19 protein-coding genes are annotated in these 18,030 nt (G+C 68.2%); 6 read left to right on the plus strand and 13 right to left on the minus strand.

Going from position 1 to position 18,030, the window contains the following annotated elements:
- Window positions 1–4: 4 nt before the first annotated feature.
- The 4 genes from hpt to dacB all read right to left on the minus strand — a co-directional run bounded on the left by hpt (window position 5) and on the right by dacB (window position 4,149).
- Complete coding sequence (gene hpt / locus EV649_RS20140) at window positions 5–556, minus strand: hypoxanthine phosphoribosyltransferase (protein ID WP_130384962.1); 552 nt, start codon at window positions 554–556, stop codon at window positions 5–7.
- Window positions 557–560: 4 nt separating this feature from the next.
- Window positions 561–1,601 carry a tRNA lysidine(34) synthetase TilS gene (gene tilS, locus EV649_RS20145; protein WP_130384963.1) on the minus strand — a complete coding sequence of 347 codons (1,041 nt, stop codon included), beginning with the start codon at window positions 1,599–1,601 and terminating at the stop codon, window positions 561–563.
- On the minus strand, window positions 1,573–2,667 hold the full coding sequence (locus EV649_RS20150) for a zinc-dependent metalloprotease (protein WP_130384964.1): 1,095 nt from the start codon (window positions 2,665–2,667) through the stop codon (window positions 1,573–1,575). Before EV649_RS20150 ends, tilS begins: the two co-directional genes overlap by 29 nt.
- Before the next feature lie 120 nt (window positions 2,668–2,787).
- Window positions 2,788–4,149, minus strand: coding sequence for a D-alanyl-D-alanine carboxypeptidase/D-alanyl-D-alanine-endopeptidase (gene dacB, locus EV649_RS20155; protein WP_130384965.1), 1,362 nt, complete (start codon window positions 4,147–4,149; stop codon window positions 2,788–2,790).
- A gap of 50 nt (window positions 4,150–4,199) precedes the next feature.
- Here dacB and EV649_RS20160 point away from each other — a divergent pair, with 50 nt between their 5' ends.
- Window positions 4,200–4,688, plus strand: a complete 489-nt coding sequence (locus EV649_RS20160; RefSeq protein WP_130384966.1) for an inorganic diphosphatase — start codon at window positions 4,200–4,202, stop codon at window positions 4,686–4,688.
- Here the strand turns inward: EV649_RS20160 and EV649_RS20165 are convergent.
- Window positions 4,685–5,116, minus strand: a complete 432-nt coding sequence (locus EV649_RS20165; protein WP_130384967.1) for a MarR family transcriptional regulator — start codon at window positions 5,114–5,116, stop codon at window positions 4,685–4,687. The genes EV649_RS20160 and EV649_RS20165 overlap by 4 nt on opposite strands.
- A gap of 88 nt (window positions 5,117–5,204) precedes the next feature.
- Between EV649_RS20165 and EV649_RS20170 the strand changes: the two genes are divergently transcribed.
- The 3 genes from EV649_RS20170 to EV649_RS20180 are packed head-to-tail and all read left to right on the plus strand — an operon-like array spanning window position 5,205 to window position 7,829.
- A complete protein-coding gene (locus EV649_RS20170) occupies window positions 5,205–6,170 on the plus strand; it encodes a zinc-binding dehydrogenase (RefSeq protein WP_130384968.1) in 966 nt (321 codons plus the stop codon).
- A gap of 13 nt (window positions 6,171–6,183) precedes the next feature.
- Window positions 6,184–7,074 (plus strand): LysR substrate-binding domain-containing protein, encoded by an 891-nt coding sequence (locus tag EV649_RS20175; protein WP_130384969.1) that lies wholly within the window; start codon window positions 6,184–6,186, stop codon window positions 7,072–7,074.
- 47 nt (window positions 7,075–7,121) lie between these two features.
- Window positions 7,122–7,829 carry an SDR family oxidoreductase gene (locus EV649_RS20180; protein WP_198682570.1) on the plus strand — a complete coding sequence of 236 codons (708 nt, stop codon included), beginning with the start codon at window positions 7,122–7,124 and terminating at the stop codon, window positions 7,827–7,829.
- A 45-nt stretch (window positions 7,830–7,874) separates the two neighbouring features.
- On the opposite strand, the gene EV649_RS20185 is transcribed toward EV649_RS20180, so the two are convergent.
- The 4 genes from EV649_RS20185 to EV649_RS20200 all read right to left on the minus strand — a co-directional run bounded on the left by EV649_RS20185 (window position 7,875) and on the right by EV649_RS20200 (window position 12,790).
- A complete protein-coding gene (locus EV649_RS20185) occupies window positions 7,875–9,302 on the minus strand; it encodes a C40 family peptidase (protein WP_130384970.1) in 1,428 nt (475 codons plus the stop codon).
- Between the two features lie 248 nt (window positions 9,303–9,550).
- Entirely contained in the window at window positions 9,551–10,363 is an 813-nt protein-coding gene (locus tag EV649_RS20190; protein ID WP_130384971.1) for an endonuclease/exonuclease/phosphatase family protein, read from the minus strand.
- Between the two features lie 63 nt (window positions 10,364–10,426).
- A complete protein-coding gene (locus EV649_RS20195; protein ID WP_130384972.1) occupies window positions 10,427–11,497 on the minus strand; it encodes an oxidoreductase in 1,071 nt (356 codons plus the stop codon).
- A gap of 21 nt (window positions 11,498–11,518) precedes the next feature.
- Complete coding sequence (locus EV649_RS20200; RefSeq protein WP_130384973.1) at window positions 11,519–12,790, minus strand: ThuA domain-containing protein; 1,272 nt, start codon at window positions 12,788–12,790, stop codon at window positions 11,519–11,521.
- Between the two features lie 107 nt (window positions 12,791–12,897).
- Between EV649_RS20200 and EV649_RS20205 the strand changes: the two genes are divergently transcribed.
- Entirely contained in the window at window positions 12,898–13,839 is a 942-nt protein-coding gene (locus EV649_RS20205) for a bile acid:sodium symporter family protein (RefSeq protein ID WP_277875684.1), read from the plus strand.
- Here EV649_RS20205 and EV649_RS20210 read toward each other — a convergent pair.
- Complete coding sequence (locus EV649_RS20210) at window positions 13,815–14,660, minus strand: helix-turn-helix transcriptional regulator (RefSeq protein WP_130384975.1); 846 nt, start codon at window positions 14,658–14,660, stop codon at window positions 13,815–13,817. The two genes, EV649_RS20205 and EV649_RS20210, sit on opposite strands and share 25 nt — an antisense overlap.
- Window positions 14,661–14,759: 99 nt before the next feature.
- Between EV649_RS20210 and EV649_RS20215 the strand changes: the two genes are divergently transcribed.
- Complete coding sequence (locus tag EV649_RS20215; protein WP_130384976.1) at window positions 14,760–15,500, plus strand: SDR family NAD(P)-dependent oxidoreductase; 741 nt, start codon at window positions 14,760–14,762, stop codon at window positions 15,498–15,500.
- Here the strand turns inward: EV649_RS20215 and EV649_RS20220 are convergent.
- From EV649_RS20220 to EV649_RS20230, 3 genes are read right to left on the minus strand one after another with little or no spacing between them, the layout of a single operon-like run.
- Window positions 15,489–15,788: a thiamine-binding protein gene (locus EV649_RS20220; protein ID WP_130384977.1), complete on the minus strand. Its 300-nt coding sequence runs from the start codon at window positions 15,786–15,788 to the stop codon at window positions 15,489–15,491. The two genes, EV649_RS20215 and EV649_RS20220, sit on opposite strands and share 12 nt — an antisense overlap.
- Window positions 15,785–17,362 (minus strand): MDR family MFS transporter, encoded by a 1,578-nt coding sequence (locus tag EV649_RS20225; protein ID WP_130384978.1) that lies wholly within the window; start codon window positions 17,360–17,362, stop codon window positions 15,785–15,787. The genes EV649_RS20220 and EV649_RS20225 overlap by 4 nt, the downstream gene beginning before the upstream one ends.
- A complete protein-coding gene (locus EV649_RS20230; RefSeq protein WP_241998414.1) occupies window positions 17,359–17,985 on the minus strand; it encodes a TetR family transcriptional regulator in 627 nt (208 codons plus the stop codon). The genes EV649_RS20225 and EV649_RS20230 overlap by 4 nt, the downstream gene beginning before the upstream one ends.
- Window positions 17,986–18,030: the final 45 nt, after the last annotated feature.

Below are 18,030 nucleotides of genomic sequence, written 5' to 3' on the forward strand. Positions count from 1 at the left end.
TGGATCAGGAGTAGACGTGCGGTGCCAGTGTGGCGACGCAACGCAGGTTCCGGTACTTCTCGGCGTAGTCCAGCCCGTACCCGACGACGAACTCGTCCGGCAACTCCAGACCGACGTACTTCACCGGCACCTGCATCTTGGCGGCGTCCGGCTTCACGAAGGCCGTGCACAGCTCCAGCGAGGCGGGTTTGCGTGACTCCAGGTTGCTGACCAGCCAGCTCAGCGTGAGGCCGGTGTCGATGATGTCCTCGACGATCAGCACGTGCCGGTTGGTGATGTCGGTGTCCAGGTCCTTCTGGATCCGCACCACACCCGACGACTTGGTCCCGGACCCGTACGACGAGATGGCCATCCAGTCCATCTCCACGTGCCGGCTGAACGACCTGGCCAGGTCGGCCATCACCATCACCGCACCGCGCAGGACGCCGACCAGCAGCAGGTCCTTGCCCTCGTAGTCGGCCTCGATCCGCGCTGCCAGCTCCCGCAGCTTCGCGAGGATCTCGTCCTCGGTGTAATGGATCTTGCTCAGGTCCTTCTCGATGTCCGCCGCATCCACGCGGTCAGCCTGTCACATCAGGGCCGAGGATGATGAATCCGCCTTGGCGGACCGCTCGGATGCCCTGCGGGAGATCGATCCAGCGCTGCCCACGCCAGTCGGTCACCAGCGCGTCGACAGACGCCACATGGCCGGCGGTGAGGTCGGTGGCCCGGCAACCGGCTTCCAGCGCTGCCTGCCGCAGGACCCGCGTGCGGATCGCTGCAGGCTGCTCTACGAGTACGCCGATGTCGCTGCGGACCTGTCCCTCAGCGCGGCTCAGTGTGGTCTCCGCAACGTCCGCAGCGAGCTGATCGAGCGCATCCGCGTCCGCTCGGAGCAGACCCGCCGTACGGGCCAGGGCCTCGACCACACCAGGCCCCAGTGCCTCCTCCAGCACCGGCAGCACTTCGTGCCGTACGCGGACCCGGGTGTACTGCGGATCGTCGTTGTGCGGGTCGTGCCACGGCCGCAGCCCGGACGCGATGCACGCAGCAGCCGTAGTGGCTCGCGGTACCTCCAGGAACGGTCTGCGCAGCCGCCCGACGGCCGGAGCCATCCCAGCCAGCGAACGCGCACCAGAGCCACGCCCCAGCCCAAGGAGGACAGTCTCAGCCTGATCATCGCGGGTGTGAGCCAGCAGTACGACGTCTGCGCTCAGCTCATCGGCTGCGTCGCGGAGTGCGTCGTACCGGGCTGTGCGCGCAGCGCCTTCCGGACCGCCATCGGCGCCGACCTCGACCACGCGGACCTGGACAGGGTCCAGCCCGAGCGTCCGGCACTGCTCCGCGGCGGTCTCGGCGACATGCGCCGAGTCAGGCTGCAGATCGTGGTCCACGACGACCGCACCGGCCCGTAGACCGAGCTTCGGCGCCTCGAAGGCGGTAGCGGCCGCCAGCGCGAGTGAGTCGGTTCCGCCGGAGCAGGCGACCAGGACGGTGGTGCCCTGCGGCAGTTCGGCCAATGTCGCTCGTACCGCCTCCCGGGTGCGAGCGACGGCGGGGTGCAGCTTCCCCCGCCGTTGCCCCACCAGGCGTTCAGCCGTGGAGTCGGGCGACCCAGGCATCGGGGTTCGCGATCTCGTTCTTGGTCGGCAACGTGTTCGGACCGGTCCAGACCCGGTTGAAGCCCTCCATGCCGACCTGGTCGACCACCCGGCGTACGAACGCGGCTCCGTCCTTGTACTGCCGCAGCTTCGCGTCCAGCCCGAGCAGCCGCTTCAGCAGCTGGTCCACCGGGTTGCCGCTCGCCCGCCGCGACGAGAACTTCGAGCGGATGGTGTCCACCGTCGGAATGACGGACGGCCCGACCCCGTCCATCACGAAGTCGGCATGACCCTCCAGCAACGACATGACCGCGGTCAGCCGGTCCAGCACCGCACGCTGCTCCGGCGACTGCATCAGGTCCACCAGACTCAGCTCGGCCTCGCCACGCACCGACCGACCCAGCCGCTGCACGGCCTCGCGGAACATCGCGGCGTACGCCGAAGCGTCCAGCTCGGCCTGGTCCAGGAACAGGGCGATCTCCGACCGCAGGTGGTCCCGCAGCCACGGGACTGCGGTGAACTGCACCCGGTGCGTCTCCTCGTGCAGACACACCCACAGCCGGAAGTCTCGCGGTACGACGCCCAGCTCGGACTCCACCTGCATGACGTTGGGCGCCACTAGGAGGAGGCGACCGGTCAGACCGGGACGGTCCGGGTCAGGCTGTGCCGGGTAGAACGGGTCGAACTGACCGAGCACCCGGGACGACATGAAGGCCAGCAGTGCACCGGCCTCGATGCCTGTCACCCGGGAGCCGACCGCGGAGGACAGGCCGGCTGTCCGGTCCGCCTTCTCGCGCAGCTTGTCCGCCAGCGGCTGCAGCACGGTCCGGAAGCCGTCCGCGTTCGCCTGAACCCAGCCCGGCCGGTCGACGATCATCACCGGCGCGGTGGCCGACGTTGCCTTCAGCCCGGTGAACTCGCGCACGTGTCCCTCGGACTCGGCCGCGAACTGACGCAGATCGGCGACCACCTGGTCCGCCTCCGCGCGGCTGACCGCCGGGCCGGGTCGCAGCAGCTTCCGTGCCACACCGGTCGCCAGCTGCCAGTCGACCATCTCGGTCGTGGTCCCGCCTTCCGCCGTGCTCATCCACGTCCTCGCTTCGCTCCGGGCGCGGATGAGACACAAGGCACACTGTGCTTGATGATGAACTCGCTCCGCTCGTTCATACAACGACCCTAGTGGTATGTCCCAACATGCGCTGCCCAATCAGCAGCCGCAGTTGGCCAATGCAGCGGTCGCGCGGTCCAGGGCAGCGCGGGCGTCGAGCGTCTTCGGGACCGGAACGCTGTCACTGGCGATCGCGAACACCAGCAGCGTGCCGGTGCGGTCACGGGCGTACCCGGCCAGGCTGTGGACCCCGGTAAGCGTTCCGGTCTTCGCACGGACCAGTCCGGTCCCAGTACCGGTTCCGGCCGAGGTGAACCGCTCCCTGAGGCTCCCGTTGAAGCCCGCCACCGGCAGACCGCTCAGCAGGTGCCGCAACTCCGGGTGGTCCTTCGACACGGCCACGCGGACCGCACCGGCGAGCAGGTCGAGCGGGACCTTGTTGGCGCGGGTCAGACCGCTGCCGTCGTAGATGCGGGCCTTGCTGACGTCCAGGCCGAGCTTGGTCAGCGTGGCCCGGAGGCCCTTGACGCCACCGGCGTACGAGCCGCCGTTGCCGGTCGCGATGCCGACGTGCCGCAGGAGCACCTCGGCGCCGTCGTTGTCGCTGTGCAGGTTCACGTACTCGACGATCTGGCCGAGCGTCGGCGACTTGACCTGTGCCAACGGCGTAGCGCCGGCAGGTGCCGCAGCGGCCTTGGCAGCGCCCACCTTGATGCCGTACTGCGTCAGCAGCTTCTGGAACGACGTCGCAGCAGCCAGCGCCGGAGAGGTCGCGCGCTTCGCCATGCCCGGAGACACACGACCCTCGTTGACCCAGAGCGCGGAGGTGGGGGCAGCGATGCCTTCGGGGACGTAGTTCGCTTCCCAGTTCGCGTTGACAGCCGGGCCGGTGAACAGCGAGGCGTCGTACCCGAGGGTCACGGAGGCGAGGCCCTGCGCCTTGAGTGCCTTCGCCGTACTCGCAGCCAGGGCCTGGAGCGTGGCGCGGGCAGGGAAGCCGTCGCTCGCGGACGCCTTCGCAGTCAGCAGCGGGTCGCCGCCGCCGACCAGGACGATCGACCCCTTGCCGGTGCTCACGACCTTGGTGGCGAACGTGTGGTCCGGACCGAGTGTGGCCAGCGCGGACACTGTGGTGAGCAGCTTCAAGGTGGAGGCAGGCGTGTACGGCGTGGCTGCGCCGACCGAGAACACCGGCTTGTCGCGTGAGGCGTCGTACACGTAGATGCCGCGGTGCGAGCCGAGCGACGGGTCTTTGAGGATCGCCGCGAGCGCCGTACCGACGCCGGCCGCGGTCGGGGCGGTCCCCTCGGTGGTCGCCGGCGCCAGGACGGCCGGAGCCTGCTGGGTGCTCCGGTCAGCTGTCTGCACTGAACCGGGTACGGCGCGTGCGCTGCTCACCAGGCCGGCACACAGCGCCGTGGCGAGGAGCGTGACGAATGCCGCACGGGCAGGTCGGGCCACCGGGCTGCTCCTGTCATTCGGTCGGTCGGAACCGTGACAGTATCTGCCGTATGGAGTTCGACGTCTTCATCGAGATCCCCAAGGGCACCCGCAACAAGTACGAGCTGGACCACAAGACGAACCGTCTGCGGCTGGACCGGACGCTGTTCACCGCGACCCAGTATCCGTCCGACTACGGGTTCATCGAGGACACCCTGGGCCAGGACGGCGACCCGCTGGACGCGCTCGTGCTGCTACCGGAGCCGACGTTCCCCGGCTGCCTGATCCGCGCTCGCGCGATCGGCATGTTCCGGATGACCGACGAGAAGGGGCCGGACGACAAGGTCCTGTGCGTCCCGGCCGGGGACCCGCGGCAGGAGCACCTGCGCGACATCCACCACGTGCCGGAGTTCGACCGCCTGGAGATCCAGCACTTCTTCGAGGTCTACAAGGACCTCGAGCCCGGCAAGTCGGTCGAGGGCGCCACCTGGGTCGGCCGCGCCGACGCCGAGACCGAGATCACCGCCTCCTTCGCCCGTCTGAAGACCGAAGGCCACTAGTCGTCTGACAGGCGGCGGAGCAGCGCCAGCAAGGACTTGCGCTCCGCCGCGGTCAGCGGCTCCAGCAGCTCCGCCTCCGCGGCGCGGATCAGCTCGTCCATCGAGTCGAGCTGCCGCTCACCCGCCGGGGTGATCGCGACGATCTTCCGTCGCCGGTCCGCGGGATCGACCCGCCGCGCCAGGAACTTCAGCTCCTCGAGCTCGTCCAGCAGCGTCACCAGATCGCTGCGATCGAATCCGATCCGGTCCGCGAGCGTCGCCTGCGCGGCCTCGCCGTCGTCGGACAGACTCGCGAGCACGTGGTAATGCTGCGTCCGGACGCCGCCGTCGGTCATGTGCTGCCGGACCAACCGCTGGGCGTGCTGACTCGACCGCCCCAGCGCAAACAGGACGTGGTCGGACAGCCGGTGGTTCGGCGACTTCTTCACCGCACCAACTCTATTGGCAACGCCGACCCGTCGAGTTATCGTGGGAGTCTCCCATTATTTCTGAATCCCACGATATGGAGCACCCACCATGCGCGCAGTGCGCTTCCACCGCCACGGCGGTCCCGACGTACTCCAGCTCGACGAGGTCGCCGTCCCCGAACCCGCCGCCGGCCAGGTCCTGATCCATGCCGAAGCGATCGGCGCGAACGCGATCGACACCGTTCTCCGCCGCGGCGGTTCGCCCTGGGACGGCCCGCTGCCCGGCACCCTGACCGGCGACGTCGTCGGCCGGATCGTCCAACTCGGCCCCGGCACCCCGCCCGGCGTCGCCGTCGGCCAGCGCGTCTCCGCCCTCACCGTGGACGCCTTCGCGGAGTACGCCGTGGCGGACGCGGGCTTCCTCGCACCGATCCCGGACGACGCGGATGCGGGCGAGGCCACGATGATGTCGCTGGCCGCCCCGCTCGCCCTCCGCCTGCTAGAGGCCGGCCGGATCCCGGCCGGCGGCACGATCCTGATCCAGTCCGCGGCCGGCACCATCGGCCACCTCGCCGTCCAGCTGGCCCGCTCCTACAACCCGAAGACGATTATCGGTACGGCGTCCTCCGCGCACCGGCTCGACTTCATCCGCGAACTCGGCGCCGAACCAGTCAACCTCACCGCCGCCGACTGGCCGGACCACGTTCGCGCGATCGCCCCGGACGGTGTCGACACGGTCCTCGACGCGGTGGGCGGCACCGTCTTCGACCAAGGCCTCGGCCTGGTCGCACCCCTCGGCACGATGATCACCTACGGCGCCATCACGACCGAGCTCCCGAGCATCCCGGTCAGCAGCCTGTTCGGCCTCAAGACCGTTACCGGCGTGGGAATACAGGGCTGGCGTGAGGCCCGGCCGGACGAGGCCCGCGCCGACATCACCGAGGTTACCCACCGCTGGCAGTCCGGCGAGCTCCGCCCGATCGTCCACGCCACCCACCCGCTCGCCGACGTCGCCCGCATCCACGAAGCCCTCGACGCCCGCACCAGCCTCGGCCGCCTTGTAGCGACTCCCTGAATAGAATCACCGGGTGGAGCTTCGGCCGCTGCGGTACTTCGTGGGCGTCGCCGAGGAACTGCATTTCGGTAAGGCCGCCGAGCGCCTGTACATCTCCACCCCGACGCTCAGCCAGCAGATCAAGCAACTCGAGCGCGAGATCGGCACCGCCCTGCTGATCCGGCACAGCCGCGGCGTCGAGCTCACCCCGGCCGGGCAGGTCCTGCTCGTTCGCGCCCGGGAAACCCTCCAGGCGGCCGGCCTGGCGCTGAAGGACACGCGCCGGGCCGCCGGCCTGGATGAGCCGGTGCTTCGCCTCGGCCTGCTGAACGGGATTCCCGGCCACCTCCCGGCCGCCCTCGAACAGCTCGCCACCGAACGCTTCCCGAACAGCACGGTCACCCTCGAAGCAGGCACCACCACCGACCAGCTCCGGATGCTCGACGCCGGTGAGATCGACCTCGGCCTGGTCCGCACCCCGCTGACGTTGCCTCCAGCAATTACCTCCGAACAGCTCGCCGACGAGGAGCTCGGCGTCCTGCTGACCGCGACCCACCCGCTCGCAGCAGCACCCGAACTCACGCTCGACGACCTGACCGGACTCGAGCTCATCTGGATCCCCCGCGCCGCCGCGCCCGAGTTCTACGACGACACGATCCGCCGGATCGGCACCGGCGTACGGCTGAGCGACATCAGCATGAGCCACTCACAACTCCGGTCGGCACTCCTCGTACGACGCTCCGCCTTCAGCCTCGGCTCCCGCCGCGCCGCGACGCCGGACATCGTCTGGCGACCGCTCGCGGGCCGCCCGCTGGTGGCCCGGTACGCCGCCGTGTGGCGCACCGACTCGCACAACCCGGTGCTCCAGGCGATGACCGTTAGTCCCGGCCTAACGGTCATCAGGCAACAAGTCGTGGCGGACTGACACACCCGGTGGTTGGCTCGAAATGTCAACCACCGAAGGAGAATCTGTTGCAGGAACACGTCGTCATCGTCGGCGGCAGCTCAGGGATGGGTCGCGCCCTCGCCGCCGAACTCGTTGCCCAAGGCAGCGAGGTCACCGTCGCCGGCCGGACACCCGCCAAGCTCGACGCAGTACGCCGGGAGCTCGGCGTACGCACCGTTGCCACGGACCTCGGAAGTGAGCACGACATCGAACGCCTCTTCGCGACTACCGGCAAGGTCAGCCACATCGTCACCACGGCCGCCGACGTCGGCGGCGCCTACCAGCCGATCGCCGAGTACGACGTGGGCTCGGCGCGCGGCGCGGTCGACTCCAAGCTGCTCGGCCCGCTGCTGCTCGCCAAGCACGGTGCCCCGATGCTCGAACCCGGCGGCTCGATCGTGTTCACCTCAGGCATCGCGGCGTACCGGCCAGGTCCGCGGGCCTCGTTGCTCGCGGCACTCAACGGCGCACTCGCCTCGCTCGCCGCGGCGCTCGCGGTCGAACTGGCACCGCTGCGAGTCAACGTGATCTCACCCGGCTGGGTCGACACCCCGATCTGGCAAGACGTGGCCGGCGAGGCCGCGCCCGAGACGCTGTCCGCGATGGCGGCCCGCCTCCCGGTCGGCCGGATCGGCCATCCCCAGGACATCGCCGCGGCGATCATCGCCCTGCTCCGCAACGGATTCATCACCGGCACCGTTCTGCACGCCGACGGCGGACACCGGCTGGCGTAGAAGAGAAATGTCCCCGGCAACAAACCGTTGCCGGGGACAACTGCATCAGGGACGACCGAAGAAGTCCGGGGGTTCCCAGTAGTAGACGCTGTCGATCTGCACCGGCTTGCCGGTCCGCGGCGCGTGGATCATCCGGCCGTTGCCGAGGTACATCGCGACGTGGTGGATGGTGCCCGGGTCGCTCGGGTTCAGCGACCAGAAGATCAGGTCGCCGGGCCGCAGCTCGTCCTCGTCGATGTGCTGGATCTGCTCGTACTGCGCGACGCTGTAGTGCGGCAGCTGCACACCGGCCTTCTCCCAGGCACCCTGGGTCAGCCCGGAGCAGTCCCACCGGCTCGGGCCGGTCGCACCCCACAGGTACATGTCGCCGAGCTGCCGCATCGCGAACTCGATCGCCGCCGACGCGCCCTTCCGCGAGCTGTGGTTGCCGTCATTGTCATTGTCGTCGTTGTCACGGCTAGGCGTGGACGGCTTGTGCCGCTTCGGCGGGTTCTTCTTGCCGTTGTTCTGCTCGCGCTCTTCCTTCTCCTCGCGAGCCTTCTCCTCCGCCTCCCGGGCCCGCTCGGCCGCCTCCGCACGGCGTTCGGCCGCCTCCCGGGCTGCGATCCGGCGCTTCAGTTCGGCGGCCTTCTTCGCAGCGATCGCAGCGGCGCGCTGCCGCGCAAGCTCCTCGAGCCCCGCCTGTCGCTGGGCGGCCACGTGGACGGAGATGTTCTGCAAGGTGGCGAGCTGCGCGATCGACTGCTTGCGCTGGACGCCGATCGCGGTCACAGCTGCCGACTGCGCAGCCTCCGCGGCCTCGGCCGCCTTCTTCGCTTGGGCTGCCTCGTCGGCTGCCTTCTTCACCTTCACGACCGCCTGGTCGGCCTGCACCTTGAACAGGTTCGTCATCACCTGGGTCGCCGTGAATCGCAGGTACGAACCCTGCATGGCGGCCGACACCGAGTGCGCCGCACCGGCCGAGTCGAGCAGCTGCTGCGGACCCTCCGCGGTGAACAGCGGCGCGATCTTCGCCACCTCGCCACCACCCTGGTACGACGCGGCGGCGAAGCGGCCGATCTGCTGCCGCTGGGCGGTCAGCGTCTTCTGCGCCTCGGCGGCCCGGGCCGCGGCGGCGGCTGCCTCGGCCTTGGCCTGCTGCAGGCGGTAGACGGCGCCGTTGTACGCCTCGTCGGCGATGCCGGACGCGATGCCGAGCTGCTCGAGCCGCGCGCCGGCGGCGGCGAGCTGACGCTCGATCGCGGCGACCTGGCCGGCCTTCGAGGCGGCGGCCTGCTTGGCGCGCTCGACCGCGGCCTTGGACGGAATCACCGGCGGCTTCGGCTTCGCGGCCTCAGCCGGAAGGGTTGGCATGGCCATGGTGCCGGCCAAGCAGATCGCGAGTACCCCGGAGAGCAGGGCCTTGCCCGCTCGGCCGGTCTTCCCAGCACTCGTGATCCGCCTGCCGGACGTGGCCCTGGGGGGCGTCCGCATCGGGATCGTTCCTTCCGCCGGTCACGAACCCCTTCCCCAGGATTCGTGAACTTTTGGTCCTCCTGGACCACATACGTGACACTAGTTGCCTGCAGCCCCATTGGGAACAGCTTTCACACAAGTATCTTTGTTTCACCCGTGTGTCGACTTGACAAACTACAAGCTTGTAATTCCGCGAAGCCGCAGGTCGGCGCACAAAAACGCCCCTCCGGCCGGAGCCGGAGGGGCGTTGCTGCGAACCCGGTGATTCAGCTGAGGACGAACGAGGCGACCACCGGCAGGTGGTCCGAGGCCGGCGTCACCGGTACGGCGGCCTTCGTCGGGCGCAGGCCCTCGCTGTGCAGCTGGAAATCGATGCGCTTGGTCGGGTTGTCCGCCTCGATCGTGTAGCCCGGACCGACACCGACCTCGACCCAGGTGTCGTCGTACACCGCGGTCAGCGTCTTGATCTCCGGCTTCTCCGGCGTCGCGTTCAGGTCGCCGACGAGCAGTGTCGGTGTCCGCGATCCGCTCAGCAGCTCGACCACCTTCTGCGCCTGCTCCAGCCGCTCGGCGTTGTTGTTGCTGGTCAGATGCGTGTTCGCGAAGCGCAGTTTGGCGCCGCGGACGGTGAGGTCTGCCACCGCCAGGCCGCGCTGTTCACCGGTCGGGTACTTCGGCAGCAGCGTGTTGCTGAAGTCCTGGATCGGATACCTGGACAGGATGGCGGTCCCGTACTGCCGGCGCGGCTCCCCCGGGTTCACGGGCGGGAGGTCGAGGTTGGCGGCGTACGCGTAGTGCATCTTGAGGCGCTGGGCGAACCAGGCCGGCTGGTCCACCCAGTTGCTCCGCACGTCCCAGTGCCGGTCGACCTCCTGCAGGCCGATCACGTCGGCGCCGGACTGCTCGATCAGAACGGCGATCCGCTCGAGATCGAGTACGCCGTCGATCCCCGCGCCGTGGTGGATGTTGTACGACATGACGGTCAGCGGCCGGCCCGGACGACCCGCGTCGGGCTGCGCCGCGGCAACGGTAGGAACCATCATCAGCAACCCCACGAGGACGGTCAGCAATTTACGCATGCAGTCATCTTTCCGGAAAACCGGCGACACCCGCACAACGAGCGAGTGTCGCCGGTCTGAACGTCAGTGCACCAGACGTCCGACTGCACCCTTGGCGCCCGAGGCCCAGCAGCCTGCCTGGATGCCGTGGCCGGCGCATTCGACGCTGTCGAAACTGCCGTCGTAGAACTGCTTCCAACTGCGGCCGCCGTCGAAGCTGACGTCACTCCCGGACGGACCGACCGCGACGACGGTCGTGGGCAACCACGGGACGAAGTGCGACCCGCTCCGGTAGCCCTTCGGCGCCTTGTCTGCCGGGACCAGCTTCCACGTGCGACCACCGTCGTACGTGACCGATGCGGCGTTCACCGCCTCGGTCGGCTTGAGGAAGTCACCGCCGACCGCGACGCCGAACAACGAGTTCCGGAACGCCAGGCTGAAGATTCCGGCTGCTTCACCACTGGCCATCGGAGAGTCCGAGACCGTCCAGCGCCGTCCGCCGTCGACGGTCCGGAAGACCCGCGGCCGATCGCCGCCACCGCTCGCGAACCACGCCGTACGACCATGGCCGGCGACCAGGCAGGTACCGCTCGCCGCGAACGCGAACTCACCGGCAAGCGCGGCCGGCATTCCGTCGGTCGGCTGCACTTTCCAGGACTTTCCGCCGTCGGCCGTCGCCGCGATCCGGAACTTTCCGTCCACCGGATCGCTCAACGCCAGGCCGTGCTTGTCGTCGTTGAAGGCGATGCAGTCGTAGAACGCGTTCGCGTCCGTGTTCCGGAACGTTTCCGACCAGGTTTTTCCGCCGTCGGCGGTTCGGTAGACCCGGGAGTCCTCGCCGTTCCCGATTGTCAGCGCAACCGCACGCCGCGCGTCGAACGCCTCGACATCGCGGAACTGCAGCGCCTCCGCACCGGGCGGGCTGACGTTCTGCCAATGCTTCCCGCCGTCGACGGTCCGCAGCACGGTGCCCGCGGATCCGCCGACCCAGGCGACGTCCTTGCTGACCGCCGCCAGCCCACGGAACTGCGCCGTAGTTCCGGTCGGCGTCAGCTCCCACCGGTACGACGATCCGCCGTCAGCCTGGGCGGGCACGACCTGACCCATCAACAACAGACCTCCTGCCGCCAAAGCGGCCACACGCAGGATTCTCATGCGCCGCAATCTAACCGCAGGTCAGGCTGTAGTCAGCAGGAATGACTGTGCCGGGCCTCCGTTGCAGGTGAGTTGGACGAGTTGAGTGCTGTCGGCGACCGAGCCGTTGGGGACGGTCAGGCACTTGTTGCTGAGGCGGCTGACGATGTGGAAGTAGCCGCTGCCTTCGGAAACGGCCTGCCACTGCTGGTTGTTTCCGTTGCTGTACGTCCACAACTGGAGGCCGGCGTTGTCCGCGGCGGACACACCGGTCACGTCGATCACCTTGGTGGCGTCGTTGCGGTTGTTGACCCGCGTGAAACCGCTGGACGTCGGCTGGAACTGGAACTGCTGCGCCTGCGTGCCGTTGCAGCTGTACTGCTGGATCACGGTCCCGTTGGCGGTCCCGGCCGCGCGGGCGTCGACGCACTTCCCGTTGGCCTTGTTCGCGACCGAGTACCACGAGGTCGGCGACGGCTGGTCGACCGGCGGCGTCGTACCGGCACCGCCGAGCCACTTCAGCGCGTCCATCATGAACTGGTTCTGCGCCGGGCTGTCGAAGGTCGACGAGAGCCGCGTGTTGGTCTCGTAGTTCATCGCGTTGTGGCCGAAGTTCGCGTAGATCATCTTGTAGTTCTTGTTGGTCCAGATGATCGGGTAGTAGCCGCCGTACCAGGTCTGGTTCGGGTCGGTGCCGACCGGGAAGCTGGAGCTGTCGATCGACGCCAGGATCTGGATATCGGGGTTGTTCCGCAGGTCGTTCTGCCAGCTGTACCACTCGCTGACAGACGACCGGAACGTCGCTCCCGTGTTCACCAGCGACGGGTGCGAACGGTTCTCGGTCCGCAGGGTCACCGCGGTCGGACCCCAGGTGTTGGACTGGAACCTCCCGGTGCCGAGCAGCGTGTTGTTGAACCACGGCCAGCCACCACTGGCATCGTTGTACGCCGCGACGTGGAAGCCGAAGAATGCGCCGCCGTTGTCCATGTAGTTCTTGAACCCGTTGCGCTGCGCGTCGGTGTGCGGCGAGTCGTCGAGGAACATCACCACCTGGTACTGCGAGGCGGTCAGGTTGTTGAGCTGGTCCCAGTTGTTGGTGGCCGTGTAGGTGAACCCGTTCTGCGCGCCGAACTCCGGAAAGCGCTGGTTCGCCTCTTTCTCGAAGTCGACGTGGGCGGCGTCCCAGGTCCCGCTGTAGAACGCGAGGACCTTGAAGGTGGCTTGAACCTGAGCCGCCGCGGTGCTGGTCAGGCAGCCGACCAGGAGCACGAGGGCGAGCACGAATGCGGGTAGGCGGAATCGATCGGAAAGCATGGGGGCGGACCTTTCCGTAAGAACGCTCTATAAATTTCAGAACTTAAATTAACTCATGACCTAAAGCGGGTAAAGACTCCACCGGTCCCGGAACCAAAGCCGAGATCTTGCCGCCGTCCCGTAGCGCTGTCACCCTGAGCCACCGACTTCCGAAGGAGCCGCCGATGAACGACTCCGTGCTCACCTCGGTTCTGCTGCCGGTCGCGCTCGCGATCATCATGTTCGGCCTCGGCCTGACCCTGACGGTCGCCGACTTCACCCGGGTGCTGCGGATGCCCAGGGCCGTCCTGGTCGCGCTCGGGACCCAGGTGATCCTGCTGCCGGTGATCTGCTTCGGGCTGGTGACGTTGTTCGAGCTGGAGCCCGCACACGCCGCCGGCATGATGCTGCTGGCCGCCTCCCCCGGCGGCACCACGGCGAACCTGTTCAGTCACCTGGCCGGCGGCGACGTCGCGCTCAACGTCTCGCTGACCGCGGTGAACTCGGTCCTCGCCGTGGTCACCCTGCCGATCGTGGTCAACCTGTCCCTCGACCACTTCCTCGGCGACGGCCAGATCGGCCTGCAGCCACTGAAGATGCTGCAGGTGTTCGCGATCGTGCTGGTCCCGGTGGCGCTCGGGATGCTGGTGCGGAGCCGGCGGGCCCGGTTCGCGGAGCGGATGACGCGGCCGGTCAAGCTCGGCTCCGTCATCGTCCTGGCCCTGGTGATCTTCGCCGCGATCTACACCGAGCGCGCCAACGTCCTCGACTACATCGCCGCCGTCGGCGCGGTCGCCGTACTGCTGAACGTACTCAGCCTGTTCTTCGGGTACGTCGTACCGAAGCTGGCCCGATTGGGTGAGCGGCAGTCGATCGCCTGCTCGATGGAGATCGGCATCCACAACGCCACGCTCGCCCTGACGATCGCGCTCAGCCCGGCACTGCTCGGCAACAGCGAGATGTCGATCCCGGTCGCGGTCTACGGCATCGTAATGTTCTTCCCGACCGCCGCGTTCGCCTTCTACCTCAGCCGTCGTACGACAGATCAGCGTGCCGGATCGAGTGTCTGACTTCCCAGCACGGCCAGCAGCTCCAGCTTCTCCGCGCTCTCGCTGCCCGGCTCCGCGGTGAAGACGATCAGTGTCTGCTGCTGGTCGCGGCTCTGGATCAGCTCGCAGTACAGCTCCAGCTCGCCGACGGACGGGTGCCGGAACCGCTTGGTCCGGCTGTGGGCGACGACCACCTCGTGTGCGTCCCAGATCGCCACGAACTCCGGGCTGAGCTTCTGCAGCGCCCGGACGATCGAGGCGCAGATCGACTTCGGACCGTCGATGGTCACGGCCGTACGCAGCATCGAGACGAACAGCCGGCTGTTCATGGACAGCTCGGGCTCGGCATACAGGGCCCGCGACTCAGGATGCGCGAACCAGCGGTAGTACTCACTGCGCTCCATGCCCTGGAAGTTGGTCAGCTCACCGGCGAACGCGACGTGCGCCGGCGTCTGCGCGACCACCTCGCCGCACCGGCTGAGCAGCAGCGCCGGGGTGTCCTGCAGCCGGTCCAGGATCCGCAACATTCCCGGGTCGACGTGGTGCGGTGCCGTCGTGCGCGGCGGCGTACCGTGACCGGCCAGCAGGAACAGGTGGTCGCGCTCCTCGAGCGTCAGGCGGAGCGCCCGGGCGATCGCGCCCAGCATGTCGACCGAGGGTTGCGGGCCGCGGCCGCCCTCGAGCCGGCTGTAGTAATCGGCCGACATCGACGCGAGCGCCGCCACCTCCTCACGGCGCAGTCCCGGCGTACGGCGTCGGCGGCCGCGCGGCATCCCGACGTCTTCAGGTTGCAGGGCCTCACGGCGTTTGCGCAGGAAGTCGGACAGGTCGGCGTACTCCATGACTCCAGTGTCCACCGGTCAGGCCGGTTAACCACTGCTTGCCGAGCAGTGGCTGAGCGCAGCCTGGTTGCCCGGGGCATCCGGCTCCACGCTGGAACCATGAGAACAACAGGCAACACGATCTTCATGACCGGCGGTACGTCGGGTATCGGCCTCGAGCTCGCCCGGCGGTTCCGGGACCTCGGCAACACCGTGATCATCAGCGGCCGTCGCAAGGACCTGCTCGACAGGATCGCCGCCGAGGACGGTATCGAGGGCATCCTGCTCGACGTCGCCGACCCGGCTTCGATCACCGCCGCCTTCGAGCAGGTGACCAGCACCCACGACGTCAACGTGCTGATCACGATGGCCGGCATCATGCAGGTCGAGGATCTCCGCGATCCCGGTCACCTCGCCACCGCGGAGCAGACGATCGAGATCAACCTGCTCGGGACGATCCGCGCGGTCGCCACGTTCACGCCGTACCTGCTGAAGCAGCGCGATCCGGCGATCCTCACGGTCTCCTCCGGCCTCGCGTCGGTGCCACTGACGATCACGCCGACGTACAGCGCGACGAAGGCCGCGATCCACAGCTACACGCAGAGCCTGCGGATCCAGCTCGCCGACACCGGGGTTCAGGTGATCGAGGTGGTCCCGCCGGCCGTCCAGACCACTCTGATGAACCAGGAGAACGACGAACGGTCGATGCCGCTGGACGAGTACCTCGACGAGACGATGAACATCCTCCAGCAGCAGCCGGACGCCGACGAGATCCTCGTCGACCGGGTCCGCTTCCTCCGCGACGCCGAACGCGAGAACCGCTACGACGCCGTCGTCGCAGCCCTCAACTCAGTCGCCTAACGCCTGCTCGATCCGCTCCACCTTGGCGGCGAGTTGGCCGGTGTAGCCGGGGCGGATGTCGGCCTTGAGGACCAGGCTGACCCGGGGCGATACGGCGGCGACAGCATCCACGGCCTGCTTCACCACCGCCATCACCTCGTCCCACTCGCCCTCGATGTTGGTGAACATCGCGTTGGTCTCGTTGGGAAGACCGGAGGCGCGGACGACGCGGACGGCCTCGGCCACCGCTTCGCTCACGCCCCCGGTCTCGTCACCGGCCGACGGGCTGATGCTGAATGCGACGATCATGCATCCAGTTTGTCAGGCTCCTCGTTGGCGAGGCGTTCGGCGCCGGAGGTGGTGAGGAGGGCCTTCTCCTTGATGAAGAGGTCGGCGATCAGGGCGAGGACCGCGAACGGGACCGACATCATGAACAGGTCCGCGGTCGCCGCGCCGTACGCGTTCTCGACGATCGTCCGAATCTCCGGAGGCAGCTCCGCGATGTTCGGCACCGCGTTGCCGCCGCCGGACGACGCGCCGCCCGGGTTCAGCGTCTCGGCGACGTTGTTCGCCAGGATCGCGCCCAGCACGCTCACGCCGATCGTGCCGCCCATGCTCCGGAAGAAGCTGACCGCGGACGTCGCCGCCCCGAGCTCCCGGGCCGGTACGTCGTTCTGCGCGGCGAGGACCAGGTTCTGCATCACCAGGCCGATGCCGACGCCGAGGACGATCATGAAGCTCCACAGCAGGTACTTCGAGGTGTGCGCGTCGATCGTGCCGAACAGCGCCAGCCCGATCGGCAACAGGACACTGCCGATGACCAGGTAGATCTTCCAGCGGCCGTACTTCGTGATCAGGCCACCGGCGATCGTGGACGCGACCATCATGCCGAGGATCAGCGGCAGGCTCATCAGGCCGGCCTTGGTCGGTGTGTAGCCCTGCGCGATCTGGAAGTACTGCGCCAGGAACACCGAGCCACCGAACATCGCGACCCCGACCAGCGCGCTGGCCACGATGGACAGCGTCACCGTGCGGTTGCGGAACAGGTCCATCGGGATGATCGGCTCGGGGTGCCGACGCTCGACCAGCACCGCCGCGACCAGCGCCACCAGGGCGACCGCGACCAGTGCGAAGCTCCAGCCGGAGACCCACTCGAACTTGTTGCCGGCGAACGAGGACCAGACCAGCAGCGTGCTCACGCCGCCCATGATCAGGACCGCGCCCCACCAGTCGATCTTCACCTCGCGACGGACGGTCGGCAGCTTCAGCGTGCGCTGCAGCAGGATGATGGCCGCCAGCACGAACGGCACACCGACCAGGAAGCAGGCGCGCCAGCCGAGCGGCGAGTCGACGAGGAAGCCGCCGAGCAGCGGTCCGCCGACGGTCGCCGACGCGAAGATGGCACCGAAGATGCCGGAGTACCGGCCGAGCTCCCGCGGCGGGATGATGGCCGCCATCACGATCTGTACGAGCGCGGTCAGACCGCCGGCGCCGAGGCCCTGGAGGACGCGGCTGCCGAGCAGCACCTCGATGTTCGGTGCGAAACCGGCGACCAGCGAGCCGATCACGAAGAAGCCCAGCGACAGCTGGACCAGCAGCTTGTTGTTGTAGAGGTCGGCGAGCTTGCCCCACAGCGGCACGGTGGCCGTCATCGTCAGCAGCTCGAGCGTGACGACCCAGGTGTACGACGACTGACTCGCCCCCAGGTCGTGAATGATGCGCGGCAGGGCGGTGCTCACCACGGTGCCGGCGAGGATCGCCACGAACATGCCCATCATCAGGCCGGAGATGGCCTGGATGGTCTGCCGCGGTGTGAGTGTCGCCGTGTCGGTGGCGGTGACCTCACCCACGGGTTCCGGAGTGGGTGACGAGGTCGTCGTCATGAGGTGCCTTTCTTCTGGTGGTCCGGCCCGAAGGCGGTGTCGATGCCTTGGGCAAGTAATTGGAAGGCTTCGTCGAGCAGGTCGCGGATCGGCCGTTCGGGAGCGGTCTTGTGCAGCTCCATCACCACCCGGCAGGCGGCCCCGGCCGTGCTGACGATCAGCGCCGGCCGGACCGATCCGGCCGGTTCGCCCATCCGCTCGGCGAGGGCTGCGGTCAGCTGCCGCTCGTCGTCGAGGCTCGACAGCATCAGCTGGTACAGCAGGCTCGGTGAGCTCATGATCAGCTCACCCCGGCGCGACAGTTGACCGTCGCTCTCCAGTTCCCGCAGTACGTCGTGGACGATGAGCCACATCGTGGTCAGCGGCGACTCCTCGGCCGGCGCCGTCCGCATCCGCTCCAGGGCGCGTTCGAGGTGCTCGGGGTTGCGCGCGAGGATCGCGTGCTCCTTGTGCGGGAAGTAGTTGAAGAAGGTCCGCACAGAGACGTCGGCCGCCTCGGCGATCTCCTCGACCGTGACGTGGTCGGGCCCCTTCTCCAACGCCAGCCGCAACGCCGCATCGGCCAACGCCGCCCGCGTCTGCAGTTTCTTACGCTCCCGCAACCCACCCTCTACGTGCTTCACGCCTACCAGGCTACGGACAAACTTGCACTCACTGCAAACAATTAA

Source organism: Kribbella sp. VKM Ac-2569 (assembly GCF_004216905.1).
Taxonomy (GTDB): domain Bacteria; phylum Actinomycetota; class Actinomycetes; order Propionibacteriales; family Kribbellaceae; genus Kribbella.

Coding starts and splice junctions, on each gene's coding strand:
- tilS (WP_130384963.1), bottom strand. CDS start 1,601: ATGCCTGGGTCGCCCGACTCCACGGCTGAACGCCTGGTGGGGCAACGG.
- EV649_RS20170 (WP_130384968.1), top strand. CDS start 5,205: ATGCGCGCAGTGCGCTTCCACCGCCACGGCGGTCCCGACGTACTCCAG.
- EV649_RS20210 (WP_130384975.1), bottom strand. CDS start 14,660: ATGGAGTACGCCGACCTGTCCGACTTCCTGCGCAAACGCCGTGAGGCC.
- EV649_RS20185 (WP_130384970.1), bottom strand. CDS start 9,302: ATGCGGACGCCCCCCAGGGCCACGTCCGGCAGGCGGATCACGAGTGCT.
- EV649_RS20150 (WP_130384964.1), bottom strand. CDS start 2,667: ATGAGCACGGCGGAAGGCGGGACCACGACCGAGATGGTCGACTGGCAG.
- EV649_RS20160 (WP_130384966.1), top strand. CDS start 4,200: ATGGAGTTCGACGTCTTCATCGAGATCCCCAAGGGCACCCGCAACAAG.
- EV649_RS20225 (WP_130384978.1), bottom strand. CDS start 17,362: ATGACGACGACCTCGTCACCCACTCCGGAACCCGTGGGTGAGGTCACC.
- EV649_RS20200 (WP_130384973.1), bottom strand. CDS start 12,790: ATGCTTTCCGATCGATTCCGCCTACCCGCATTCGTGCTCGCCCTCGTG.
- EV649_RS20195 (WP_130384972.1), bottom strand. CDS start 11,497: ATGAGAATCCTGCGTGTGGCCGCTTTGGCGGCAGGAGGTCTGTTGTTG.
- EV649_RS20190 (WP_130384971.1), bottom strand. CDS start 10,363: ATGCGTAAATTGCTGACCGTCCTCGTGGGGTTGCTGATGATGGTTCCT.
- EV649_RS20220 (WP_130384977.1), bottom strand. CDS start 15,788: ATGATCGTCGCATTCAGCATCAGCCCGTCGGCCGGTGACGAGACCGGG.
- EV649_RS20215 (WP_130384976.1), top strand. CDS start 14,760: ATGAGAACAACAGGCAACACGATCTTCATGACCGGCGGTACGTCGGGT.